The 25,271-nt window shown below is 71.7% G+C and carries 18 protein-coding genes and 1 pseudogene; 15 read left to right on the forward strand and 4 right to left on the reverse strand.

Translation table 11 applies throughout. The features are described 5' to 3' along the window. Positions 1-33 precede the first annotated feature (33 nt). Entirely contained in the window at positions 34-2,505 is a 2,472-nt protein-coding gene (locus tag OG331_RS13150) for a SpoIIE family protein phosphatase (RefSeq protein ID WP_406195404.1), read from the reverse strand. A 254-nt stretch (positions 2,506-2,759) separates the two neighbouring features. Here OG331_RS13150 and OG331_RS13155 point away from each other — a divergent pair, with 254 nt between their 5' ends. The 4 genes from OG331_RS13155 (at position 2,760) to OG331_RS13170 (ending at position 9,774) form a co-directional block, all read left to right on the forward strand. Continuing rightward, complete coding sequence (locus OG331_RS13155) at positions 2,760-4,826, forward strand: SpoIIE family protein phosphatase (RefSeq protein WP_406195406.1); 2,067 nt, start codon at positions 2,760-2,762, stop codon at positions 4,824-4,826. 94 nt (positions 4,827-4,920) lie between these two features. Next, positions 4,921-5,700, forward strand: coding sequence for an IclR family transcriptional regulator (locus OG331_RS13160; protein ID WP_406195409.1), 780 nt, complete (start codon positions 4,921-4,923; stop codon positions 5,698-5,700). Between the two features lie 104 nt (positions 5,701-5,804). Then, positions 5,805-6,941: a PP2C family protein-serine/threonine phosphatase gene (locus OG331_RS13165; RefSeq protein WP_406195411.1), complete on the forward strand. Its 1,137-nt coding sequence runs from the start codon at positions 5,805-5,807 to the stop codon at positions 6,939-6,941. A gap of 136 nt (positions 6,942-7,077) precedes the next feature. Continuing rightward, the gene (locus tag OG331_RS13170) at positions 7,078-9,774 is read left to right on the forward strand and encodes a SpoIIE family protein phosphatase (RefSeq protein WP_406195414.1); all 2,697 of its coding nucleotides are present in this window, start codon (positions 7,078-7,080) and stop codon (positions 9,772-9,774) included. Between the two features lie 60 nt (positions 9,775-9,834). Here the strand turns inward: OG331_RS13170 and OG331_RS13175 are convergent, their stop codons facing one another. Next, entirely contained in the window at positions 9,835-10,749 is a 915-nt protein-coding gene (locus OG331_RS13175; RefSeq protein ID WP_406195416.1) for a MurR/RpiR family transcriptional regulator, read from the reverse strand. Positions 10,750-10,860: 111 nt separating this feature from the next. Here OG331_RS13175 and OG331_RS13180 point away from each other — a divergent pair, with 111 nt between their 5' ends. The 6 genes from OG331_RS13180 to OG331_RS13205 all read left to right on the forward strand — a co-directional run bounded on the left by OG331_RS13180 (position 10,861) and on the right by OG331_RS13205 (position 17,423). Beyond that, positions 10,861-12,000: a C45 family autoproteolytic acyltransferase/hydolase gene (locus OG331_RS13180; protein WP_406195418.1), complete on the forward strand. Its 1,140-nt coding sequence runs from the start codon at positions 10,861-10,863 to the stop codon at positions 11,998-12,000. 67 nt (positions 12,001-12,067) lie between these two features. Continuing rightward, complete coding sequence (locus tag OG331_RS13185; RefSeq protein WP_406195420.1) at positions 12,068-13,714, forward strand: ABC transporter substrate-binding protein; 1,647 nt, start codon at positions 12,068-12,070, stop codon at positions 13,712-13,714. Between the two features lie 6 nt (positions 13,715-13,720). Continuing rightward, on the forward strand, positions 13,721-14,674 hold the full coding sequence (locus tag OG331_RS13190; RefSeq protein WP_362387312.1) for an ABC transporter permease: 954 nt from the start codon (positions 13,721-13,723) through the stop codon (positions 14,672-14,674). Beyond that, a complete protein-coding gene (locus tag OG331_RS13195; protein ID WP_406195423.1) occupies positions 14,671-15,528 on the forward strand; it encodes an ABC transporter permease in 858 nt (285 codons plus the stop codon). Before OG331_RS13190 ends, OG331_RS13195 begins: the two co-directional genes overlap by 4 nt. 6 nt (positions 15,529-15,534) lie before the next feature. Beyond that, positions 15,535-16,572 (forward strand): ABC transporter ATP-binding protein, encoded by a 1,038-nt coding sequence (locus OG331_RS13200; protein ID WP_406195426.1) that lies wholly within the window; start codon positions 15,535-15,537, stop codon positions 16,570-16,572. Continuing rightward, positions 16,569-17,423 (forward strand): ABC transporter ATP-binding protein, encoded by an 855-nt coding sequence (locus OG331_RS13205; protein WP_406195429.1) that lies wholly within the window; start codon positions 16,569-16,571, stop codon positions 17,421-17,423. Before OG331_RS13200 ends, OG331_RS13205 begins: the two co-directional genes overlap by 4 nt. Positions 17,424-17,454: 31 nt before the next feature. Here OG331_RS13205 and OG331_RS13210 read toward each other — a convergent pair whose 3' ends face one another. Beyond that, positions 17,455-19,458, reverse strand: coding sequence for a flavin monoamine oxidase family protein (locus OG331_RS13210; RefSeq protein ID WP_406195431.1), 2,004 nt, complete (start codon positions 19,456-19,458; stop codon positions 17,455-17,457). A 238-nt stretch (positions 19,459-19,696) separates the two neighbouring features. Here OG331_RS13210 and OG331_RS13215 point away from each other — a divergent pair, with 238 nt between their 5' ends. The 3 genes and pseudogenes from OG331_RS13215 (at position 19,697) to OG331_RS13225 (ending at position 23,539) form a co-directional block, all read left to right on the forward strand. Further along, positions 19,697-21,196, forward strand: a complete 1,500-nt coding sequence (locus tag OG331_RS13215) for a family 43 glycosylhydrolase (RefSeq protein ID WP_406195433.1) — start codon at positions 19,697-19,699, stop codon at positions 21,194-21,196. A gap of 52 nt (positions 21,197-21,248) precedes the next feature. Next, positions 21,249-22,669 (forward strand): annotated as a pseudogene (locus OG331_RS13220) (family 43 glycosylhydrolase). A 78-nt stretch (positions 22,670-22,747) separates the two neighbouring features. Beyond that, entirely contained in the window at positions 22,748-23,539 is a 792-nt protein-coding gene (locus OG331_RS13225; protein WP_406195436.1) for a polysaccharide deacetylase family protein, read from the forward strand. On the opposite strand, the gene OG331_RS13230 is transcribed toward OG331_RS13225, so the two are convergent. Next, positions 23,445-24,245, reverse strand: a complete 801-nt coding sequence (locus OG331_RS13230) for a DUF2278 family protein (protein WP_406209991.1) — start codon at positions 24,243-24,245, stop codon at positions 23,445-23,447. The two genes, OG331_RS13225 and OG331_RS13230, sit on opposite strands and share 95 nt — an antisense overlap. Here OG331_RS13230 and OG331_RS13235 point away from each other — a divergent pair. Both OG331_RS13235 and OG331_RS13240 read left to right on the forward strand, forming a co-directional pair. Continuing rightward, entirely contained in the window at positions 24,212-24,652 is a 441-nt protein-coding gene (locus OG331_RS13235; protein ID WP_406195438.1) for an SRPBCC family protein, read from the forward strand. The genes OG331_RS13230 and OG331_RS13235 overlap by 34 nt on opposite strands. After that, the gene (locus OG331_RS13240; protein WP_406195440.1) at positions 24,649-25,227 is read left to right on the forward strand and encodes a class I SAM-dependent methyltransferase; all 579 of its coding nucleotides are present in this window, start codon (positions 24,649-24,651) and stop codon (positions 25,225-25,227) included. Before OG331_RS13235 ends, OG331_RS13240 begins: the two co-directional genes overlap by 4 nt. Positions 25,228-25,271 lie beyond the last annotated feature (44 nt).

Below are 25,271 nucleotides of genomic sequence, written 5' to 3' on the forward strand. Positions count from 1 at the left end.
CCCGGCACACCGCTGTCCGGGAGGAGGCGGTGGTCAGGGGATCTCCTGTTCGGCCCAGATGATCTTTCCGGCGGCCGTGTAGCGGGCGCCCCAGCGATGGGCGAGCTGGGCCACCAGGAACAGGCCGCGGCCGCCCTCGTCCATGCTGCGGGCGTGCCGCAGGCGTGGGGCGGTACTGCTGCCGTCGGCGACCTCGCAGGTCAGACGGGTGTCGCGGAGGAGGCGTAGGCGGATGGGGGGTTCGGCGTAGCGGATGGCGTTGGTGACCAGCTCGCTCACGATCAGCTCGGTCGTCATGGCCAGTTCCGCGAAGCCCCAGTCCGTGACCTGGCGGGTCGCCCGGGCCCGGATGTCGGCGACGGCGGCCGGGTCCACGGGCACGTCCCACGAGACGACTTGCTCGGCGCCCAGGGCGTGAGTGCGCGCAAGGAGGAGGGCGATGTCGTCGGGCTGCGGCGCGGGCACGAGTTCCCGCACCGCGGACGAGCACAGCGTGTCGAGGTCGAGGTCCCGCCGGGACAGCAGCTCGCCGAGCCGGGACATGCCGCGTTCCATGTCGCGGTCGGCGTCCGCGACGAGGCCGTCGGTGTAGAGGCCGAGCAGGCTGTTCTCGGCGAGTTCGATCTCGCCGGCCTCGAAGGCCATCCCGCCCAGCCCGAGCGGGGGCCCGGCAGGAGGTTCCGGGTAGGAGACCTGCCCGTCGGGCGCGATGACGATCGGCGGCGGGTGTCCGGCGCGGGCCATCGTGCAGCGTCGGGTGACGGGGTCGTACACGGCGTACAGGCAGGTCGCGCCGAGGAAGCCGGTCGTCCCCTGGTGGGCCGCCCCGGCCGTTTCGCCCTCGGGCCGCTCCTCGCTGAGGCGCAGCACGAGGTCGTCGAGGTGGGCCAGCAGTTCGTCGGGCGGCATCTCCATGTCGGCGAGGGTCTGTACGGCGGTGCGCAGCCGGCCCATGGTGGCCGCCGCGGTGATGCCGTGGCCGACGACGTCGCCGACGACGAGGCCCACTCGGGCCCCGGACAGCGGGATCACGTCGAACCAGTCCCCGCCGACCCCGCCGCTCGGGTCCGCCGGCAGATAGGAGGAGGCCACCTCCAGTGCCGTACCGCCCGTCAGGGCCTGGGGCAGCAGGCTGCGTTGCAGGGTGACCGCGGCCGTGTGTTCCCGGGTGTAGCGGCGGGCGTTGTCGACGCACAGGGCCGCGCGGGCCACCAGTTCCTGGGCGACGAGGACGTCGTCGGGCTGGAACGAGACGGGATTGCGCGACCGTATGAAGGTGGTGAGGCCCAGGGTGGTGTTCCGGGCCCGCATCGGCGCCGAGATGAGGGAGTGCAGGCCGAACTCGCGGATGCTGGCCGCTCGCGCGGGTTGCTCGGAGGTCCACAGTTCGTCGGAGGGGTCGAGGTCCGGGATGAGGATCGGCCCTCCGTCGATGAGCAGATGCGCGTCGTGCGGCGGCGGGACGAAGTCCACCCGCTCCCCCACCCGCGCCACGGCCTCCGGGCAGCCCTCGCGCACCGAGCTCATGCCGGCCCGGCGCATCACCGGCTTGGCGGGGGCCGGGCCGGCGTCGGTCAGCCACGTGCCGTGCCCCTCGGTGCTGAGCACCGGCTCCAGGAGGTCCACGACGACGAAGTCCGCGAATCGCGGTACGGCGAAGTCGGCCAGTTCCTGTGCCGTCCACAGCACGTCCAGCGTCGTGCCGATGCGCGTCCCGGCCTCGTTGACCAGCGACAACAGCTGGCGTGCGTTCCACCGCTCGGTGATGTCCAGGACCATGTAGCAGACGCCGGTGATCGAGTTGTCGGGGTCCACGAGAGGGAAGAAGGAGGTGGAGTAGGCGTGCTGACGGTGCGGGTCGGCCCAGCTCCATCCCACGTACTCGTAGTCGGTGACGGGCAGGCCGGTTTCCAGGACCTTGCGCATCCGGCCCTCGATGGTCTCCGCCTGGAGCCCCGGCAGCAGTTCGCGCAGCCGACGGCCGAGGCGCTGCTCGCGAGGGACACCGCCGAAGCGTTCCAGGGTGTCGTTGAGCCAGACGTAGCGCAGGTCGGTGTCCATCACGGCCATGCCGACCGGTGAGCGGGTCAGGAATCCGTCGAGGATGGACTGGCCCACCGCCCACTGCTGCCGCAGCTCCCGTGCCGAGATCAGAAAGCACTCGTCCGCTCCGATGCGGAAGGACGCGGAGACCCGCAGGTCCACATCGACGCGGCGGCCGTCACGGTGCCGTAGCGGAATGAGACCGCTCCACCCCATGCCGGCCCGGCAGCGCTCGGCGACGCCGGCCGCCCGGACCGGATCACTCGGTACCGCCAGCAGCCGCGCGGCGGGGGAACCGACGATGTCCGAGGCGGGGTGGCCGAGGAGGTCCTCCGCGGCCCGGGTCCAGCCGGTCACGGCACCGTGCCCGGACACCACCGCCGCCGCGTCGGTGGACGCGTCGAAGAGAGCGCTCGGTCCTTCGGACGTGGGCGCCTCCGGTTCCTCTCGCGCAGCATCCATGGGTCCTCACGCAGCGTCCATGGGTCCCGTCCTCTACACGACCATGTTCCTGCTTGTCCGCCCGATGTGCACGGGCCGACGGCCCCGGTCCCGTTCCGCGGACGTGCGGGCGGACGCGGGCGACTCGTCGGCGGCCGCTCACCGGGCAGGGCCGAGGGGCCGGAGAGAGCATGGAGGTGCCGGTCGCGCCAATCGTGGTACCCGACCGTGGCCGAGGTCGGCAGGCCGTGCCGGCCGGTGAAGGAGGAGCTGGGATGACAGCTGGATCCTTCGAGTCCGCGGGAGGCGGGTACGCGCCGGAGCCGCCCCGGCCGACCGGGCTGCTCGATGTGCTGAGCGTGGCCGCGGTGGTCGTCGACGCCGACGGGCGCGTGGTGTTCTGGACCCCGCAGGCCGAGGAGCTCTTCGGCTACACCGCCGACGAGGCCCTCGGCACGCATGCGACGCGCCTGTTCATCCACCCCGAGCAGCTGCCGGCCGTGACGCAGCTGTTCACGGAGGTGCTGGAGACGGGCCGGAGCTGGGCCGGCACCTTCCCCGTACGGCACAAGGACGGCAGCACCCGGCTGACGGAGTTCCGCAACATGCGGCTGCTGGACGACCTCGGTGACGTCTACGCCCTGGGCATCGCGGCCGACCACTCCCTGCTCCAGCGTGTCGAGACCGATCTGGCGCTGTGCGAGCGGCTGATCAACCAGTCCCCGATCGGGATCGCGCTCCTGGACCCGGACCTGCGCTATCTGCTGGTCAACCCGGCCCTGGAGCGTATCGACGCCACCCCGGCCGAGGACCACGTCGGCCGCCGGCTGCGGGAGACCCTGCCGCTGCCCGACATCGACACGATCGAGTCCTCTCTGCGCCAGGTGCTCACCACCGGCACCCCGCTGCTCGACCAGTACCACGTGGGCCGTCCGCCGGCGGACCCCGAGAACGAGCACGCCTGGTCGCTGTCGTTCTATCGGCTGGAGGACCCGGGCGGGCGGGTCCTGGGCGCGGCCATCTCGTTCGTCGACGTCACCGAGCGGCACCGCGCGGCAGCGGAGGCCGACCGGGCCCGGCGGCGGCTGGCACTGATCGCCGACGCCTCCACCCGGGTCGGCACCTCGCTGGAGGTGGACCGGACCGCCCACGAGCTGGCGGAGGTCGCCACTCCCGAGCTGGCCGACGTGGTCGCCGTGGACATCCTGGACTCCGCGCTGGCCTGCCGGCGCAACCGCAAGCCGGACAACGGCCCGGAGCTGTTCCGCGCCCTCGCGCTGAAGGCGGCCTACCCGAGCGTGGCGCTGCGCGCCGCCGACCCTCCCGGTGACCTCGCCGCGTACGACGGCGACCGGCTGGTCACCCTGTGCGTGCACACCGGCCGGCCGATTCTGGTACGCCATGTCGGCGAGCAGGACCTGCCGCGTATCGCCCGGGACGACGAGGCCACCGCCCTGCTGGCGCGGGCGGGCGTCCACTCCTATCTGGCCGTGCCGTTGATCGCGCACGGCGAGGTGCTCGGCGCCCTCGACCTCAAGCGCACCCGCAATCCGGTGCCGTTCGACCAGGACGACGTCGTCCTGGCCAGTGAGCTGGCCAGCAGGGCCGCCGTGGCCATCGACAACGCCCGCTGGTTCCAGAGCGTGCGCAACACCGCCCTCACCCTGCAGCGCAGCCTGCTCCCCGACCATCCGCCGCACCACACGGGACTGGAGCTCGCGTCCCGCTACCAGCCCGCCCAGGCCACCAGCGAGGTCGGCGGCGACTGGTACGACGTCATCCCGCTGGAGGACGACAAGACCGCGCTGGTCGTCGGCGACGTCATGGGCAACGGCATCGACGCCGCCGCGACCATGGGCCGGCTGCGCACCGCCACCTGTGCCTACGCCGACCTCGACCTGGAGCCCGGCTCCGTGCTCCAGCACCTGGACAAGATCACCTGCGATCTGGAGCACTACATCGTCACCTGCCTGTACGCGGTGTACGACCCCCGCACCGGGCAGTGCCACATCGCCAACGCCGGTCACATGCCGCCCGCGCTGGCCCGCCCCGGCCGCGCCCCGGAGCTGCTGGAACTGCCGGCCGGCGCCCCGCTCGGGGTCGGCGGCATCCCGTTCGAGACCACCACGGTCGAGCTGAGCCCCGGCGATCTGCTGGTCCTCTACACCGACGGCCTCGTCGAGACCCGGCTCCACCCCATCGACGACCGCCTGAACGTCCTCCTCGGCTTCCTGGACGAACCCCGCAGGCCGCTGGAGGAGACCTGCGACCTCCTGCTGTACGGCCTGCGCCACCCCGACGACCACGACGACGTGGCTCTTCTCGTGGCGCGGGTGCTGTAGGCCGAGCCGGTCCGGGCCCGCCGGCCGAGCCCGTCCGGCCTTGCAGGGGCGGGCCCCCCTTGCCCACGCCCGGCGCCCGGCGCACGCTGTTCCTATGGGTGCCCAGGACGGCCCTACGCTCATCGGCTCCGTACAGCGCGCCTTCCGCCTGCTGGAGGCGATGAGCGCGCATGAGAACGGCGCGCCGGCGAAGCAACTGGCACGGGAGACGGGCCTGCCCCTGGCCACGGCGTATCACCTGCTGCGGACGCTGGTCCACGACGGATACGTGCGCAAGCTCGACGACGGCGGGTTCATCCTGGGCGACAAGATCGGCACCCTGCACACATCGGGCCGGGCGCAGGCGCTGCTCAGCCGGGTGCGCCCCACGCTCGCCGCGCTGCGGGACGAGCTGTCGACCGCCGCGTACCTCACCTTCTACGAGGACGGCGAGATCCGGGTCGCCGAGATCGTGGACGGCCCCCGCGCTCCCCGGGTCGATCTCTGGGTGGGATTCGAGGACGCGGGGCACGCCACGGCGCTGGGCAAGTCCGTGCTGCGCGAGCTGGACGAGGAGTCGCGCAAGGACTACCTGTCCCGTCATCGGCTCTCGGACCTCACGCCCAGCACCATCACCGACCCACCGGAGCTCATCCGGCGGCTCGACTCCGAGCCCCTGGCCCCGGCGGTCACGGACCTGGAGGAGTACGCCCTCGGCACGGTCTGCGTCGCGGTGCCCGTCTACAGCGGGGGCACCCTCGGCTCGCTCGGGGTGTCGCTGCGGGCCGACCGGCGCATCCGGCTGGAGGAGACGCGGGCCCGTCTGGAGGAGGTCCGAGCGCGTCTGCTCCCGACCGCGAGCCGCGTGACCCGAGGCCTCTCGCTCACTATCTGAAATCCGTGTCCTTGTCCCATCCGGGGTCGAACCGCTTTCCTGAATAAATCGGACATAAGCTCCGTAAGCGCCCCCCACTCACAGGTGAGGACATCCCACAAGACATGAGCCAGGCCCCGCACCACGGTCGCTACCACTGGCCGAGGCGACTGGTCGCCGCTACGCCCGTACTGCCCATACTGATCGTCTCCGCGATCGTGCTCGTCGATCTCGTCTGCGGATCGGGGATGACCTGGCTGCCGCTGCTCGCGGTGGGTCCCGCGCTCGCGGCCACCACCAACGGGCCGCGCGGAGTCCTGTGGGTGGGGCTTCTCGCCGCCGCCCTGGGCGCGATCCTCGGCATCCGTGACGACGCCGGAGCCCGCGAGCTGGCCGTCGTGCTGGCCGCCCTGATGGCCGTCACCCTGGCCGGGAGCCTCGCCAGCGCGCTGCGCGGGCGACGCGAGCGGGTGCTCGCCGCCGTGCGTTCCGTCGCCGAGGCCGCCCAGCACGCGCTCCTGCAGCCCGTACCGGCGACGGTCGGGCCGTTCCAGGTCGCCGTCCGCTACAGCGCCGCCGCGGCGGAGGCCCGGATCGGCGGCGACCTCTACGCGCTCGTGTCCACGCCGTACGGGGTCCGGATGATCGTCGGCGATGTGCGCGGCAAGGGGCTGCCCGCGGTGGGGACCGCGGCTCTGGTGCTCGGCGTGTTCCGCGAGGCCGCCTACGACGAGCCGGATCTCCTCGCCGTCGTCGCACGCATCGAGCGGAGTCTGGCGCGCAACCTGGGCAGCGACGACTTCGTCACCGCCGTGGTCGCCGGGTACCCCCGGGAGGGGCAGCTGGAGGTGGTCAACTGCGGTCACGCGCCGCCGCTGCTGGTGCGCGACTCCGTCGTCGTGCCGGTCGACCCGGACCGTCCGGCCCCGCCCCTCGGGCTGCGCACCCTCTCGGGTGAGACGCCGGCGCTGCAGGTCCTGCCCTTCGCCGACGGGGACCAGCTGCTGCTCTACACCGACGGCGTCACCGAGGCCCGCGACCACGAGCGGGAGTTCTACCCGCTCGCCGACGGGCTGGCACGGCACACGTGCGACGAGCCGGCACACACCGTCACCGCCCTCCACGACGAGCTGCTCGACCATGTCGGCGGCCGGCTCCACGACGACGCGGCACTGCTGCTGCTCCGCATGCCGGCCCCGGCCGTCACCCCCGCCCACCATGACGTGCCCAACACCGGACGCGTCGGTTCCTGCTCGCCGTAGCCCGCAGGGCGCGGGGATCTGCGCGACCGACCACAACGGCGCCGCACCCGAACGACGGCACAACCCGGCACCCCGTCCCGGGCCTCCTCGCGACCGAACCCGTGCCCGCCCCGTCCATCGGTGTTAGAAATGAGGCATGGCCGCAGTCCTCGGCCGCCTGCGGTCGCTGGTGAGCGCGGCTACCGTCGCCCGGCAGGTCTTCGTACTGCAGGCGGCGATCGTCGTTCTCCTCGTCGCCGCCGCCGTCGTGGCACTGGTGCTGCAGGTCCGCACCGACACCAGACGCGAGGCCGGCAACCGGTCCCTCGCCGTGGCCGAGTCCTTCGCGAACGCGCCGGGTGTCGTGGACGCCCTGGCGGATCCGGATCCGAGCGCCGCGCTCCAGCCACAGGCCGAGGCGGCGCGCGAGGCGACCGGCGTGGACTTCATCGTCGTGATGAGCACCGACGGGATCCGCTACACCCACCCCAACCCCGACCGGATCGGCAAGCACTTCGTCGGCACCATCGCACCGGCCGCGGCGGGCGGGGTCGTACGCGAGACGTACACCGGGACTCTGGGGCCGTCCGTGCGGGCGGTGGTCCCCGTGACCGACGGCGACGACAAGGTCGTCGGGCTGGTGTCGGCCGGGGTGACGCTGGCCAGCGTGGGCGGGGTCGTCGACAACCAGCTGCCGGTGCTGCTCGGCTCGGCGGCGGGTGCGCTCGTCCTCGCGACCGGCGGCACCGCGCTGGTCAGCCGGCGGCTGCTGCGCCAGACGCACGGGCTGGGGCCCGCCGAGATGACGCGGATGTACGAGCATCACGACGCCGTCCTGCACTCCGTACGGGAGGGTGTCCTGATCATGGACGGCCGCCGTCGGCTGGCGCTCGCGAACGACGAGGCGCGCAGGCTGCTCGGGCTGCCCGCGGACGCGGAGGGGCGGCCCTGCCCCGACCTCGGCATCGCCCGCGACCTCGCCGGGCTGTTCGCCTCCGGGCGGGACGCCACCGACGAGGTGCACCTGGCCCGGGGCCGGCTGCTGGCCATCAGCCAGCGGTCGACCGACCAGGACGGCGGTCCGCCGGGCAGCGTGGCCACCCTGCGGGACACCACCGAGCTGCGGACGCTGACCGGCAAGGCGGACGTGGCGCAGGAGCGGCTGAAGCTGCTGTACGACGCGGGCCTGGAGATCGGCACCTCCCTGGATGTCACGCGTACCTCGCAGGAACTGGCCGACTTCGCGGTGCCGCGGTTCGCGGACTTCGTCAGCGTCGACCTGGCGGATCCCGTGCTGCGGGGCGAGGAGCCGAAGGAGGGCCGCGCGGACATGCGCCGGGTCGCCTTCCGGGGCGCACGGGAAGGCAGCCCGCTCTACCCGATCGGCAAGCTGATCCACTTCCGCGAGGGCACGCCGCAGGCCTTCGGATTCGGTACCGGCGATTCCGTGCTGGAGGCGGACATGCCCGCCTTCTCCGGCTGGCAGGTGCAGGATCCCGAGAACGCCCGCCGCATCGTGGGCTTCGGCATCCACACGATGCTCACGGTCCCGCTGCGCGCCCGCGGCGTGATCATGGGCATGGCCACCTTCTGGCGCGCCGACCGGCCCGAGCCGTTCGAGCAGGAGGACGTGTCCCTCGCGGAGGAGCTGGTGGCACGCGCCGCCGTCAGCATCGACAACGCCCGCCGCTACACCCGCGAGCACACCCTGTCGGTCACGCTCCAGCGCAGCCTGCTGCCCCGGGCGCTGCCCGACCAGAGCGCCCTGGACGTCGCCTACCGCTATCTGCCCGCGCACGCGGCGCAGGGCGGCGTCGGCGGGGACTGGTTCGACGTGATCCCGCTGCCGGGGGCGAGGGTGGCGCTGGTCGTGGGGGACGTCGTGGGACACGGACTGCACGCGGCGGCGACGATGGGACGGCTCCGTACGGCGGTCCACAACTTCTCCACCCTGGACCTCCCGCCCGACGAACTCCTCGGCCATCTGGACGAGTTGGTCGCCCGCATCGACCAGGACGAGGACGACGGCGGCAACGAGGGCGCGCCGGTCACCGGAGCGACGTGTCTGTACGCCGTGTACGACCCGTCCTCCGGGCTGTGCACCCTCGCCCGCGCCGGCCATCTCGAACCCGCGCTCGTCCACCCCGACGGCGACGTCGAGTTCCCTGCCGTCGCCGGCGGGCCGCCGCTGGGTCTGAGCGGCAGCCTGCCCTTCGAGGCGACCGAGCTGCGGCTGCCCGAGGGCAGCGGGCTGGTCCTGTACACGGACGGGCTGGTCGAGCGCCAGGGGCAGGACATCGACGAGGGCCTGGAGCGGCTGCGCGGGGCACTCGCGGCGACGCCGCCGACGGGCGGCCGGACGCCGGAGGAGACGTGCAAGGCCGTACTGGAGGCCCTGCTGCCGGAGCGTCCGCGCGACGACATCGCCCTCGTCGTCGCCCGGACGCGGGTTCTCAGCCCCGATCGCACGGCGACCTGGGACGTTCCGGACGACCGCTCCGCCGTGGCGCGGGTCCGGGCGGCGGCCACCCGGACGCTGGACGACTGGGGCCTGTCGGAGGAGGCGTTCACGACCGAGCTGATCCTCAGCGAGCTGGTCACGAACTCGCTGCGCCACGCCACCGGCCCCATCCGCGTCCGCCTGATCCGGGACCGCGCCCTGATCTGCGAGGTCTCCGACGGCAGCAGCACAGCCCCCCACCTGCGCAGCGCTGCCGCTACGGACGAGGGCGGCCGGGGTCTGTTCCTGGTGGCGCAGTTCGCCGAGCGCTGGGGCACCCGGTACTCGGCGGCGGGCAAGGTGATCTGGACGGAACAGCCCCTGACGGATCCGGGGGCCACACCGGCCGAGTGAGGCCGTCGTAAGGACCGCTACGGCCGTTACGGCCGTAACACCGGATACGGCGCAGTCGTCTCAGGTCTTGCGCGGGCGCGGCTCCTTCTGCGCCAGCAACTGCTCCCGCAGTGCCGTCAGCTGGTGGGAGTGCTCGACCGCTCGGGTCTCGTCCAGGGTGGTCAGGGCGAGGACGAGGGCGTCGGCGACGACGAGGCCGGTCAGGGCCTCGTTGGTGTTGCCGGTCGGGGTGTGGGGGGCGGTGAGGACGGCGTCGACGCGGTCCTCGAAGACCTCTCCGAGTTCGTCGGTGACGAAGACGACCCTGGCGCCGACCGCGCGGGCCCGCTCGACGACGACGTTCAGTTCCGCGAGGCGGCGCCCCGGCTGGAAGACGACGACGGCATCGCCCTGCCCGAGGGTGAGCAGCGGGTCGGCGAGGGCGAAGCCGGTCTCGCCGACGAAACGGGCCCGGCGGCCGATCCGGCCGAGGGACAACGCCAGGTGCCGGGCGGCGAGTTCGCACGCGGCGACGCCGTAGCAGAACACCTCACGCGCCTCCGCGAGCACCTCGACCGCCCGCTTCAGCGCGTCGGCGCTGGTGAGCCGCCGGCACTGGTCGATGCGTTCCTGCGTCTCGTCGAAGACGTCGTTCCAGATGCCCTCCAGGTCCTGCCCCACGTGCGCGATGCGCTGCTGGAGCCGCACCTCGGGCGCGAGCGCGGAGGTGAAGTCGGCGGCGAGTTCCCGCTTGAGCGCGGGCAGGCCGGCGTATCCGAGGCGCTGCAGGGCGCGTACGACGGTGGCGTTGCTGGTGCCGCTGGCCGCGCCCAGTTCCTGCGCGCTCGCGAACATCAGCTGCTCGGCGGGGGCGCTGGCGAGGTACTGGGCGACGGTCCGTTCCGACGCGGACAGTTCGTCCCATGTGTCGCGGACGGCGGCCCGCAGCCGGGTGAGACCCCCGGGTCCCGCACTACCGGATTCTGGATTCTTCATTACAGGTATTGACTCTCACGTTTCGGCCATTACGCTCTGAACATCTCGTTCCAAGGTGAAGAATTTTCGGAACAGACGTTACAGCACTGACGTGTCCCCGAGGAGTCCCGCGTGAAACAGAGCTTGCCGGTGATCGAGATCTCCGGGACCCCCCTCGAACGGGGACGACAGTACGGCGAGGCCGTGGCCCCCCAACTCGGGATCGCGCTCGGCTACTACGCGGAGGCGTTCGGGGTGTCCTCCGGCCTGACCTGGCGACAGGTGACCGGCCGGGCCGCGCGCTGGCTGAAACCGGTCGGCGAGCACGCCCCGCATCTACTGGAGGAGATGCAGGGCATCGCGGACGGCGCCGGCCTGGACCTGCTCGACGTCCTGGCCCTGAACGCCCGCGGCGAGGTCATCTACGACGAGTCCTTCTCCCAGATGCGCGAGGAGGAGGAGCCCGCCGAGGGCTGCACCTCCTTCGCCGTGTACGGCCCGGCCGGCGGCGACGGACATGTGTGGGCCGGGCAGAACTGGGACTGGCGGGCCGGCGTCGCCGACACCGTCGTCATGCTGCGGATCGTCCAGCCACCCAAACCCACCCTGATCATGCAGGTGGAGGCCGGCCAGATCGGCCGCCAGGGCGCCAGCTCGGCCGGGATCGCGCTCAACGCCAACGGCCTCGGCGGACGGTTCGGCGAGGCGGTCGGTCTGCCGCAGACCGTGGTCCGCCGCAGCGTGCTCGACCAGGCGAACATCAGCGACGCACTCGACGTGCTGTGCCGCACCCGCGCGCACATCGCCAGCAATGCCCTCCTCACCTGCCGCGAGGGTTTCGCCATCGACCTGGAGACCACCCCGGCCGGCCACGGCTGGCTGTACCCCGACGACGGGCTCCTGGTGCACGGCAACCACTACCAGGCGGGCATCCCCGCCGCCCTCGCCGACGGCTACCGCCCACTCGCCGCCGACTCCCTGGTGCGCGTACCCCGCGCCGAGCAGGGCCTGCGACGACTGCGCGACTCCGGCGGCGCCGACGAGTCGCGCAAGCTGATCAAGGACGCGATGTCGGACCACCTCGGTTTCCCGGAGTCGCTGTGCACCCACGCCGACCCGCGCAAGCCCGCCGTCAGGCACTGGACGACCCTCGTCTCCTCGTGCGTCGACCTCACCGCCGGCGACTACCACGTCACCGCCGGCACCCCGTGCGACCGCGAGTACCAACACCTGCCCTGGAACCTCTACGACGGCCCCCACGCCCCGAACTGACGATCCGTCACCAAGCCTTGCCCATCCCCCCGCTCCCGTTCACCTTCCCCGCTCAGGAGCCCCCGCAATGAAGCTCAGAACCGCCACGACCGCCGCCGGTGTCGCCGGGGTGATGGCCCTGCTCGCCGCATGCAGCGGTGCCACCACCGGCACCTCCGCGAGCGGCGGCAAGGCCGCCGACGCCGCCGACCTCGCACTCACGCCCACCACCCCGCAGGCCGCCGAGCCCGTCGCCGCCGTGAACTGGCTGCTGGAGGACGAGCCGGACTCCCTGGACCTCGACACCCAGGGCGGCAGCGCGGGCCGCACCGTGCTCACCAACGTCTGCGAGCGCCTCTACCAGCTCCAGCCCGACATGTCCGTACGCCCCTTCCTCGCCCGGCAGACCGCCCGGCCCGACGCGACCCACCTGGTCCTCACCCTGCGCGACGACGTCACTTTCCACGACGGCTCGAAGATGACGGCGGACGACGTCCTGTTCAGCCTGAAGCGGCACGCGGCACCGGAGATGGAGCAGTCGGACGAGTTCGCGAACGTCTCCGCGATGCGCAAGACCGGCGAGGACGAGATCACGATCACCTTCAAGGAGCCCGACGCCCTGTTCACCAAGGCGCTGGCCGGCGACGCCGGGCTCGTCCACAACCGGGAGCAGGTGGAGAAGGCCGGCAAGGACTTCGGCACGCCCGGTCAGGGCGACGCCTGTTCCGGGCCGTACGAGCTGTCCGGCTGGAAGTCCGGCGACTCGATCACGCTGACCCGCGCCGACTCCTACTGGGGCGAGAAGCCGCTCACCGGCAAGGTCGTCTTCCGCTGGGCCGACGACAGCGCCATGGTCAACGCACTCGCCACCGGAGCGGCCGACGGCACCTACGCCGACAACATCGGCACCGCGGCCGCCCTGCGCGGCAAGAAGGGTCTCGACGAGTACTTCGGCCCGAGCACCTCCACCCTCGCGCTCATCCCGACCGAGCGCGGCGGCCTCGCCGACCCCGACGTCCGCAGGGCCCTCTCCCTCGCCCTGGACCGCTCGGGCATCGCCGAGTCCGGCTACGGCGGGCTGGTCGAACCCTGGGCCACTCCGGTCGGGTCGGGCGCCTGGGGTTATGAGCAGGAGACCTTCGCCGCCGCCCAGAAGCAGCTCACCGACGCCCCCGCACGCCCGGACGGGCAGGACCTCGCCAAGGCGAAGGAGCTGGTGAGGAACGCCAAGAAGGCGCCCGACGAGCCGATCGTCATCGGCACCGACAGCAGCCAGGGCCGCATGGTCATCGCCAACGCCGTGCGCGCCGCGCTCACGCAGATCGGGCTCAAGGCCCGGATCAAGACCGTCCCGGCCGCCCAGTACGGCGAGTTCTACGGCGACAAGGAAGCCCGCGCCGACATCGACGTCCTGGTGGCCGACTGGTACATCTCCAAGAGCGACCCGCTCGGCTTCTACGACAACGGCCTGTCGGACAGTTCCAACAACTGGGTCGGGTTCAGGAGTTCGGCGTACGACGCCAAGCTCAAGGAGGGCCTGCGCACGCTGGACGACGCCAAGCGGGCCGCTCTCGCGATCGACGTACAGCGGCAGTTCGCCGACGCGGCCGTGTGGATTCCCGTCGCGCAGGTGCCGACGGCGCTCGTCATCGACGACAAGCTGACCGGTCCGCCCGCCTCGATGGCGTACCTCTACCACCCCTGGGCCGCGAAGCTCGGCGCGAAGAAGGGCTGAGCACCGATGTTCGCCTCGATCGGGCGGCGGCTCGCGGGACTGCTGGCCACGCTGCTGGCCTCGTCCTTCGTCATCTTCGCCGCCGTGTACGCAGCTCCCGGCGACCCCGCCGTGTTCCTGGCGGGGGGCCGCGACAAGCTCACCCCGGAGCGGCTGGCCGCCGTGCGGGAGCAGTACCACCTCGACGAGCCGCTGGTCGTCCAGTACGGCCGCTGGCTGTGGGACTGCCTCCACCTCGACCTCGGCCGCTCCTTCCAGTACGGCGACCAGGTCTCCGACCTGCTGACGTCCCGCTTCCCGACGACGCTCGCGCTGGTCGGCTACGCCACGGTCCTGTTCGTCGTCCTGGGGGTCGGCGCCGGGGTGCTGGCCGCGGTCCGGCGCGGCAGTTGGGTGGACTCCGCCGTCGTCGGCACCACCACGCTCACCGCTTCCGTGCCCTCGTTCGTGGGCGGTATCGCACTGGTCGCCTTCTTCGGGGTGCGGCTGGGCTGGTTCCCGGTGACGGGCAGCGGCGAGGGCTTCGGCGGGACGCTCCACCATCTGACACTGCCCGCCCTCGCCATGGCGCTCGGCGCGGTGGCGGTCATCTCCCGGGTCACCCGGCAGGCGATGGTCGAGGCGGGTTCGGCCGACCATGTGGAGGTGGCCCGCGCGGCCGGGCTGCCGGAGCGTCAGATCATCCGCCGGCACGTTCTGCGCAACGCGCTGGGCCCGGTCGTCACCATGTGCGGCCTGGTCACCGCGGGGATGCTGGCGGGCACCGTGGCGATCGAGACCGTCTTCGGCCTCAGCGGCATCGGCTCGCTGCTGGTCGGCGCGGTGAACAGCCATGACTTCCCGGTCGCCCAGGCGGTGCTGCTGCTGATGGTCGCCTGCTACATCGCCGTCACCACCCTCGTGGACCTCGTGCACCCGCTGCTCGACCCACGCCTGAAGGCCATGAGGAGCCCCGCATGACCGCCGTATCCGCCGATGTGCTGCTCCCGGCCCGCCGCAGGCGCGCCCGCCGCCGGCCCGTCCTCGTGATCGCCGGGGCCGTCTTCCTGGCCCTCGTCGTCCTGGCCGCCGCCTTCGCCCCGCTGCTCGCGCCGTACGCGCCCGACGCCGTGGACCTGTCGTCGTCCCTGGTCGGCACGACCGGCGACCACCTGCTCGGCACCGACGCCTCCGGGCAGGACCTGCTCTCGCGGGTCCTGTACGGCGCCCGTACCAGCCTGCTCGCCCCGCTCGCGCTGCTGGCCATCGCCGCGCTGCTCGGCGTCACCCTGGGCACGGTCGCCGCCTGGCGCGGCGGCTGGGTGGACACGCTGGTGTCACGGGTGACGGACGTGATGTACGCGTTCCCCGGCCTGCTGTTCGTCGTGCTGATCATCGCCGTGTTCGGCGCGGGCATCACGACGTCGGTGCTGGGCCTGGGTCTCGCGTTCGCGCCGACGATCGCCAAGTACACCCGCAGTGTGGCGCTGGCCGAGCGGTCCAAGCCGTACGTCGACGCCTATCGGGTACTGGGCATGGGCGGTCTGCGCATCTGCGTACGGCATCTGGTGCCGGGCCTCGCCCGGTCGATCGTCGGGTACCTCGTCGTGCTGTTCGGCGAGGCCCTGATGAGCCTGGCCACCCTCAGCTATCTCGGGTTCGGCTCCCAACCGCCCAGCTCCGACTGGGGGTTGATGGTCCAGGAGGGCCAGGCCGCCATCGTCCAGGGCGCCCTGCTGCCCGCGCTGGTGCCGGGCACCGCCATCGCCGCCGTCGTGGTGGCCTTCAACGTGGTCGGGGTCTGGGCCGCCGACCGGCTCGGCGCCAGGAGGTAGCCTGCGATGCTGCTCGACATCCAGAACCTGACCCTGGGCCTGCCAGGTGCGGCCCGGCCGCTGCTCGCCGACGTGAGTCTGCGCGTCGGCTCCGGGGAGACCGTCGGCCTCGTCGGCGAGTCCGGCTCGGGCAAGTCCACCACCGCCAAGACCGTGCTGCGGCTGACGCCCGAGGAGGCGACGGTCACCGGCCGCGTGCTGGTCGACGGCACGGACGTGCTCGGCCTGAGCGGGGCCGGGCTGCGCGCGCACCGGGCCGGCACGGTCGCGATGGTCCACCAGGACCCGCGCTCCGCCCTCAACCCGGTGCGCCGGATCGGCGACTTCCTCGTCGAACGGCTTCTGCGCACCGGCCGTGCGGGCGACCGACGTGCGGCGCGCGAGAGGGCCGTCGAACTCCTCGGGGCCGTGGGCCTGTCCGACCCCGAACGACGGTTCGGGCAACGGCCGCACGAAATGTCCGGCGGCATGCTGCAACGCGTGGTCATCGCCGGCGCCCTCGCCGCCGAGCCTCGGCTGCTGCTGGCCGACGAGTCCACCAGCGCGCTCGACGTCACGACGCAGGCGGAGATCCTCGCCCTGCTGCGCACCCTGCGCGAGGAGCGGGACCTGGGGATGCTGTTCATCACCCACGACCTGCATCTGGCCGCCGCGTTCTGCGACCGCGTGTACGTCATGTACGCGGGCCGCGTGGTCGAACAGCAGGACGCGGAGCGCCTCTTCACCCACGCCCGGCATCCGTACACCCGCGGCCTGCTCGCCTGCTCCCCCGAACTGGGCGACAGCGAAAGGGCGTTGCAGCCGATTCCCGGCCGGCCGCCGTCCCTCTCCGACGCGTTCACGGGCTGCCCGTTCGCGGCGCGCTGCGAGCATGCCGAGCCGGAGTGCACCACCTGGCTTCCGGAGCCGGCCGCGGTCCCGGGTGGTGGGACCGCCGCATGCCGGAGGCTCACCGACCTGTCCGAGGAGCCCGCCGAACCGGGACTCGCCACCGTCCCGTCGTCCCTGGCCAAGTCGTCCCTGGCCAAGAGGAGCACAGCATGACCGCGACCGAGACCCGGCCCGAGACGTCCCTGCTCGTGGCCGAGGGCCTGACCAAGACCTACCGGCTGCCGGGCGGTGACCGCCTCACCGCCGCCGACCAGGTCTCCTTCACCGTCCCGCGCGGCGGCTCGCTCGGGGTGGTCGGTGAGTCCGGGTCGGGCAAGAGCACCGTGGCCCGCATGCTGGTCGGCCTGGTGCGGCCGGACGCCGGCAGCGTCACGGTGGACGGCCGGGACCGTGCCGCGCGCCCGCCGTCCCCGAGCAGGAGCCGGGCGGCGCACCGGCTCGCCCGCGCCCGCGAGATCCAGATGGTCTTCCAGGATCCGTACGTCTCCCTCGACCCTCGTCTCACCGCCCGCCAGTGCCTGCGCACCGCCCTGCGGCTGCACGGCCGCGATGCCGACGACCGGTGGATCGCCGCCCTCCTCGACCAGGTGGGCCTCGGCGCCCGGGAGGCCGGGGCGCGCCCGCACGAGTTGTCCGGTGGTCAGTGCCAGCGCCTGGCCATCGCGCGGGCCCTCGCCGTCGATCCGCGCGTCCTCGTCCTGGACGAGGCGGTCGCCGCGCTGGACGTGTCGATCCAGGCGCAGATCCTCCAGCTGCTCGGCGAGATCCGGCGGGACACGGGGGTGGCCCTGGTGTTCGTCAGCCATGACCTGGCCGTCGTCCGGCACATCACCGACGAGACGGTGGTGATGCGGCGCGGCAGGGTGGTCGAGCAGGGCCCGACGGACCGGGTCCTCGGTGCGCCCGAGGACCCGTACACCCGCCTCCTGCTGGCCTCCGTACCGCGCCGGGGATGGGATCCGGCCGACGCGGTACGGGCCAGGGTTCAGGCGGATGCCGCGTGACCCCACGGGGTCCGCGCGGCCCGGCGGGGTGTCAGTCCGCGTGCGCCTCCAACGCGGCCCGCACCCCGGATTCGAGGGCGCCCTCGATCCACGACGGCTTCACCGAGGTGTGGTCCCCGGCGAAGTACAGCGGCCCCTCGGCGGTGCGGATGGCCTCCAGCAACTCGGTGTGCTGGCCGGGCAGGAGGACGGACGCCTCGCCGTACGCGTACGGGTCGCGCAGCCAGCTCTGGGTGCGCCCGGCGCCGGTGTAGAAGACCTCGACGCGCTGGCCGTAGACCTGTTGCAGCCCTCGCAGCGCGTGCGGGTAGCGGGCGTCCTCGTCGAGGGAGTCCCAGCGCGAGGCGTCGTCGGCCCAGCTGTAGGAGGCGAGGACGACACCGCCCTTGCTGCTCTCGATCGGGTGCGACGGGTTGATCATGAAGCGGTTGGAGTTGTCGGAGACCGAGCCGCCGCCGATGATGTGCGCGGCCTCGGGCTGGTCGCGGGTGGCCCATCGGTTGGCGGCGTAGTGGGCGCGCTGGGCGTCGTTGATGTGGCCGTCCGGGACGGAGGGGTGGGCGCCGAGGAGGCTGCCGTCGGCGGGGGCCTTGCCCTTGCGGTAGTCGTCGTAGAGCCCGGGCCGTACGGCGTCGAGCTCCCGCTTCCAGTCGGCCTCGGTGAACTCCCACCAGCGCAGGCCGAATTCGAGGAGCACCTTGGTCGCGCTGTCGTAGTGCAGCTCGGCGACCGCACGCCGCTTCTTGTACGACATCAGCGGGCTGACCTGCACCTGCCTGAGCCCCGAGAACGGCACGGTGACGATCGCGAGGTCGCCGGTGAACTCCTCGCGCACCACCTTGCCGTCGCGTCCCTCGGAGACGGTGTCGATCCAGACGTGCGGGCCCTTGGCGTGGACGTGGGAGGTGTCGTCGGCGCCGGGCCGGCCGGGGGCCCAGTACTCGATGTGGGTCGCGCGCCGGTCCAGGCGCAGGACGTCGGCGACCTCCTTCAGCAGCGCGTCCGGAAGGGTCGCGGTGCCGCCGATCAGCTCCCAGAACTCGGTGTCGGGGCTGATCAGGGACTGGCTGATGAAGCTGTGGATGAAGGAGAGCGGCAGCCGTGAGGTGAGGTTCTCCAGCGTCCCGACCAGGTCGAGGGTCCGCTCGTCGAAGCCGGCCTCCTCGGTCAGGAACCGGTACATCGACCAGTCGCCGTACTTCTGCACGACCCGCGCCCAGCCCTTGACCCGCTCGGGCATCGGCTTGTCGACGCGCTTGCCGTCCGGGCCGACGGTGCTGAACTCGTCGCGTACGGGGTCCAGGGCGCGGCGCAGGATGGTGCCGGAGGGCGTGTCCCAGTACGCGCGCGGGACGCCGAAGGAACGGTTGATCCTGCGGGGTGACTTCGCGTACTCGGAGCGGCGCATGCGGACGCCGTTGACGTGCAGCCAGGCGTTGTTGACGGGCTTGCCCTCGCCGTCGACGTCGACGAGGTGGAACCGGCGGCGCTTGACGCCGAGTTGGTCGATCAGGGTCATCACCAGCGGATGGCTGCCGGGGATGCGCATGGCGCCGGCCTCGGCGTACTGGGCCGGGTCGGCGAACGCCTGCGCCGCCTGCTCGTGGCCGCCGGTGCGGAACGTCTTGATGCGGCCGCCGACGCGGTTGCCGTTGGCCTCGACGAGCGTGACCTGGTGCCCGGCCCGCTTGAGCAGCCAGGCGGCGACCAGGCCGGCCGGTCCGGCACCGATGACGAGGATTCTCTTGCCCGTCTTCGTCTGCGCGCGCGGCAGCCCGGAGTCGAGGATCTTCCGGTACCCCGGGACGAGCGGTTTGTCGTGTTCGTCGACGACCAGCAGGGCGCGTGCGACGGCCAGGCAGGTGTCCCAGTCGGCGGTGGATCGCGGCCGCCCGGGGGCCTGTTGGGGCACGGCGGGTGCGGCGGCGGCCGCGGTCGGGGCTAACGCGGCCAGGGCGGCCGTCGTGGTCGTTGCGGCCGTGAACTGCCTTCGGGAGAAGGAAGTTGAGCCGACAGGCGCGCGGTGATTGTCCATGTGCACTGGATACGGGGGCAATTGGCCGGCCGGTGGCGCATCGGTCGGTTCATCACCTGAACGGGCAAGCGCATCGTCGGCCGGCCGCGCCGGGTGTGCGTCCGCACGCGGGTTTGTGAAGCGTGGACGACGAAACCGTTGACGGGGACATGGCCCACTTCTATCTTCTGACCCAATCGCGATCGGAATCACGAACTTCGTTCGAAATTACGGACAGGGACGGTCTCGTATGCCTCGAATGTCACGCACGCCTGTCAGGAAACGCCGCAGATCACTCATCCTGTGCGTGCTCGCCGCACTGCTGGCCCTGGTGGCGACCACGCAACCGGCGTCCGCGGCGGACGGCCGCCCGTACACGAACCCGCTGAAGTCGTTCAAGGGCGCCGACCCCTGGCTCCAGTACCACGACGGCAACTACTACCTGATCACCACGACGTTCACCGGCATCCTCGGCATCCGCAAGTCGCCGACGCTCGCGGGTCTGGCCGGCGCGCCCAACGTGCAGGTGTGGTCGGACACCACGTCGACCCGCAACACCAACATCTGGGCTCCGGAGATGCATCTCTTCAACGGCCACTGGTACGTGTACTACTCGGCCGGACAGGGCGGTGCGGCGTGCTGCGACTCGCAGCGCACGCATGTGCTGGAGAGCGCCGGCACCGACCCGATGGGCCCGTACACCTACAAGGGCTCGCTCACCGGCTCCAACCTCACGCCGGGCGGCTGGCTGATCGACGCGAGTGTGCTCCAGGCCGGCAACAAGCTGTACCTGGTCGGCAGCGGGTTCATCAACGGCGGTACGCAGAGCCTGGTCATCGCGCCGCTGAGCAACCCGTACACGCCGGCCAGTAGCACCTTCACCGTCATCTCCAGCCCGACCCTGGACTGGGAGCGGTCCGGCGCGCCCGTCAACGAGGCCCCGGAACCGCTCTACCACAACGGCCGTACCTTCCTCACGTACTCGGCCAGCTACTGCAACACCGCCGACTACAAGCTCGGCCAACTGGAGCTGACCGGCTCGGATCCGCTGAACCCCGCTTCCTGGACCAAGAAGCAGACCCCGGTCTTCCAGCGCAATGACGCCGGCGGCGCCTACGGCCCCGGCCACAACGGCTTCTTCACCTCACCCGACGGCACCGAGAACTGGATCGTCTACCACGCCAACTCCACGTCCGGCGGCGGCTGCGGCAACGGCCGCACCACCCGCGCCCAGGAGTTCACCTGGAACGCCGACGGCACCCCGGACTTCGGCACCCCCGTCGCCCTCGGCACCACGCTCCCCGGCCCGTCCGGCGAGACGGCCGCGACGCCGACGTCGTACACCCTGGTCAACCGCAACAGCGGAAAGTGCCTGGACGTGAACGGCGGCAACACCGCCGACGGCACCGACATCCTCCAGTGGACGTGCACCGGCGGGACCAACCAGAAGTGGAAGGTGGAGGACCTCGGCGACGACACCAACCGGCTGGTCAACGTCGCCACCGGCAAGGTGATGGACGTCGCCGACTGCTCCGCCTCCGACGGCGCGGACATCCGGCAGTGGTCCTGGCTGAACAACAAGTGCCAGCGCTACCGGCTCGTGTTCACGGCGAGCGGTGACTACGTCCGGATCGTCAACGAGTCCACCGGCAAGGTCGCCGACGTGGCGGACTGCTCTGCCGCGGACGGCGCGGACGTACGGCAGTGGACCTGGCTGAACAACACCTGCCAGCAGTGGCGCCTCGTCCCCACCACCTGATCACCCGTACCTCTGGAGAACTCCCTTGAGACGCATAGCCGTACGGCTGCTCATGGCCGTCCTCGTCGCCCTGGCGGCCTGCCTCACCGGACCCGCTCCGGCCGCCCGGGCGGCCGTACCCGACTCCCCCCCGTGACCTACACCAACCCGATCGTGGAGAAGCGGGCCGACCCGCACATCTTCAAACACACCGACGGCTACTACTACTTCACCGCGACCGTCCCCGAGTACGACCGCATCGTGCTGCGTCGGGCCACGACCATCCAGGGCCTGTCGACGGCCCAGGAGGTCACCATCTGGACCAAGCACAGCAGCGGTGTGATGGGCGCGCACATCTGGGCGCCGGAGATCCACTTCATCGACGGCAAGTGGTACGTCTACTTCGCCGCCGGCGCCACCAACGACGTGTGGGCGATCCGCATGTACGTGCTCGAGGGCACCGGAACCAATCCGCTGACGGCCGCCTGGACGGAGAAGGGGCAGATCAAGACCCAGTGGGAGAGCTTCTCCCTGGACGCCACGACCTTTGTCGTGGGCGGCGTGCGCTATCTGGCCTGGGCACAGCGCGACCCGTCCGTGAACAACAACACGGACCTCTATCTCGCGAGGATGGCCAACCCCTGGACCGTCACCGGCACTCCGGTGATGCTGTCGCGGCCCACCTACTCCTGGGAGACCGTCGGCTACAAGGTCAACGAAGGCCCGGCGGTGATCCAGCACGGCGGCAAGGTCTTCATGTCGTACTCGGCGAGCGCCACCGACAGCAACTACTGCCTGGGGCTGCTGTCCGCGTCCGCGGGTGCCGACCTGCTCAACGCGGCGAACTGGAGCAAGAGTTCCACGCCGGTGTTCACCAGCAACGCCGCCACCAGCCAGTACGGCCCGGGCCACAACTCCTTCACCGTCTCCGAGGACGGCAGGAGCGACATCCTCGTCCACCACGACCGCAGCTACAAGGACATCACCGGCGACCCGCTGGGCGACCCCAACCGCCGCACCCGCGTGCAGAAGCTGTACTGGAAGGCCGACGGCACCCCGGACTTCGGCATCCCGGTGGCCGACGGTGTCACGCCGCAGCGCTTCTCGTCGTACAACTTCGCGGACCGGTTCGTCCGGCACTGGGAGTACCGCGCCCGCATCGAGGCCGGCGTCTCCCCGCTCGCGGACTCGCAGTTCCGCGCGGTCCCCGGACTGACCGGCAGCGGCACGGTGTCGCTGGAGTCGGCCAACTTCCCCGGGTACTACCTCCGGCACAAGAACTTCGAGGTGTGGCTGGAGAAGAACGACGGCACGGCGACGTTCGCGTCCGACGCCACCTTCCACAAGCGGGCCGGGCTGTCCGACGCGGCAGGTGTCTCGTACGAGTCCTACAACTACGCCGGGCGCTACGTGCGGCACTACGACCACCTGCTGGTGGTCCAGGCGCTTGGCACGGCGACGGATCGGGCGGACGCCACGTTCTACGCCCAGTAAAACCGCGGGAACGCGCAGTTCAGAGCCTACAAACGCCCTCTATACATCGCGTGTATACTCGCCATGTATAGTCGCGGCATGCCTTTTCCGATCATTCCGTTCAAGAAGATGAAAAAGTCGTGGGCTTGGTTGTGTGCCGCCGCCGTTCTGGTGGCGGCCGCTTCCTTGGTGGCGTTCACGCAGTACGTGCGCCTGGACACCACGTCTCCCGGCGCCGCCCGGGCCCAGGCCACGTCCACCGCCCAGGCCCGCTTCGGCAGCGTCGACTGCCGCGAGGCCAAGTGCGTCGCGCTGACCTTCGACGCTGGGCCGAGCGAGCACTCCGCGCGACTGCTCGACATCCTCAAGGAGGAGAAGGTCCCGGCGACCTTCTTCCTGCTCGGCAAGCGGCACATCGACAAGTACCCGGAACTGGTCGAGCGGATGGCCGACGAGGGCCATGAGGTGGCCAACCACACCTGGGACCACGAGAGACTCACGGAGCTCGACGCCGACGGGATACGGGAGGAGATAGAGCGCCCCAACAAGGAGATAGAGCGCATCACCGGGCGGCGCCCCACCCTGATGCGTCCGCCGCAGGGCCGTACGAACGACACGGTGCACGACATCTGCCGCGAGCTGGGGATGTCGGAGGTCCTGTGGAGCGTGACGGCCAAGGACTACACGACCAATGACTCCAAGCTCATAGAGCAGCGCGTCCTGGATCAGACCGACCGGGACGGGATCATCCTGCTGCACGACATCTACGACGGCACCGTGCCGGCGGTGCCCGGGATCATCGACGCGCTGAAGAAGCGGGGGTTCGTGTTCGTGACCGTGCCGCAGTTGCTCGCGCCGGGCAAGGCCGAGCCGGGGAAGGTGTACCGGTGAGCCGTCCCACCAGGTGAGGTGAAGGCGGTGCGGGGTGTCGAGGAGGCTGATCTCGCCGCCATGGTTGCCGAGTTGGGCGCCGCCGCTCAGGGGGACGGTGAGGCAGGCGCCGTCCGCGAGCGGTCCCGGCGGCACGGCGGAAAGCCGGCCCAGCCGGTCCTGGAGGTGCCGGCCGGTCAGGTCGACCGGGGCGGGCGAGGCGTTGAGGAGGGTCACCGTCTCGGCCTCGGGGGCGGGGCCGCGCGGGTTGACGAGGGCGGCGACGATACGGACGGGACGGGTGCCGGACACGAAGCCGAAGACCAGCGCGGCGGACGGAGTGGTCGAGGAGGTCGGCGAGATCGTTGTCGGGGCCTTCGATGTGCGGGGGCAGTTTCCGCATCAGGGGCGGGTCGAAGAGGTTGCCGCGCACGACGTCGAGGTTCGGACCGCCGGGCCCGGGCGGCAAGGTGGTCCAGCCGCTCTCCAGCCCCTCCAGGCGGGTAGAGCAGCTCGGAGGGCTGCTGCTGGGACAGGACGTTGACGGCGGCGCGGGGGAAGAGCGGGGCACGGGCCGCGGGGCCGGGGCGAGTTCACCTCGCGTACGCGCGGCCGCCGACGTCCGGCTGGACCGACCGCACGACCCGTGTACGACTGCGCGGATGACCAGCCCTGATTCCCTAAGATCGTTCCGTGGCGAACTTTCTCCTCGAACGCACGGTTCCACTCCCCCTCGACGAGGCGTGGCGACGCCTGACGGAGTGGCCCCGCCATGCCGCGGCCGTCCCCCTGACCCGCATCCGGGTCACCCCACCCGAACCGACCCGTGCGGGCACACTCGTCATCGCCCGCTCCGGCGTCGGCCCGCTCTCCTTCGACGACCCGATGGAGGTCACGGTGTGGCAGCCCCCGGGGGACGACGCGCCGGGCCTCTGCCGCCTGGAGAAGCGGGGCAGGGTGATCACGGGCTGGGCCGAGATCGAGGTGCGGCCCGGGCCGGGAGGGCGGACGCGGGTGGTGTGGCGGGAGGAGGCGCGGGTGCGGTTCCTGCCGGGGGTCGCCGACGGTGTGCTGGAGCGGGCGGCTCGGTATGTGTTCGGGCGGGCTGTGAACCGGCTCCTGAGGCAGACGTGACCCCCGTCGAACGGGCGCGCTGGGAGGACCACTTCGCGCGGGGCCGCGGCTTCCGGGGCGTCACGGAGCGGGAACTGCAGCTGCTCGGCGAGGCGATACGGCCGCGCGTCGGCGCCCGGGCCCTGGACATCGGCTGCGGGCTCGGCACCTACGCCGCCGCGCTCGCCGGCCTCGGTCACGACACGCTCGCCGTCGACTGGGCGGATGCGGCGGTGGCGGCGACCCGTGACCGATACGCGGACCTGGAGCCCCGACTGCGCGTGCTCCGCCTGGACTTCGAGGACGGGGCCGACGTCGGGGCGAAGCTGCCCCGGACCCGGTTCGACCTTGTGACGATGCGGCTGGTCCTGGCCTTCATGTCGGACAAGAGGGTGGTCGCGGACCGCGTGCGGCGGCTGCTGGCGCCGGGCGGGGTGTGGGTGGTGACGACGCCGCTGGCGGAGCGGTTGCCGCAGGAGCGGCGACACATCGGAGTGACGGCGCAGGACGTGGCGACCGTGACGGAGGGATGGGACCGAGGTGAGTGGTACGACCTCGACGCGGGAGGGATGCGATGTTTCGTGCTGCATGCCTGAGTCCCACGAAGCGGACATGCCCGAATGGGCGCCGGCAAGGAGAG

Origin of the sequence: Streptomyces sp. NBC_01017, assembly GCF_045162795.1 — a bacterium.
Lineage (GTDB): Bacteria > Actinomycetota > Actinomycetes > Streptomycetales > Streptomycetaceae > Streptomyces > Streptomyces machairae.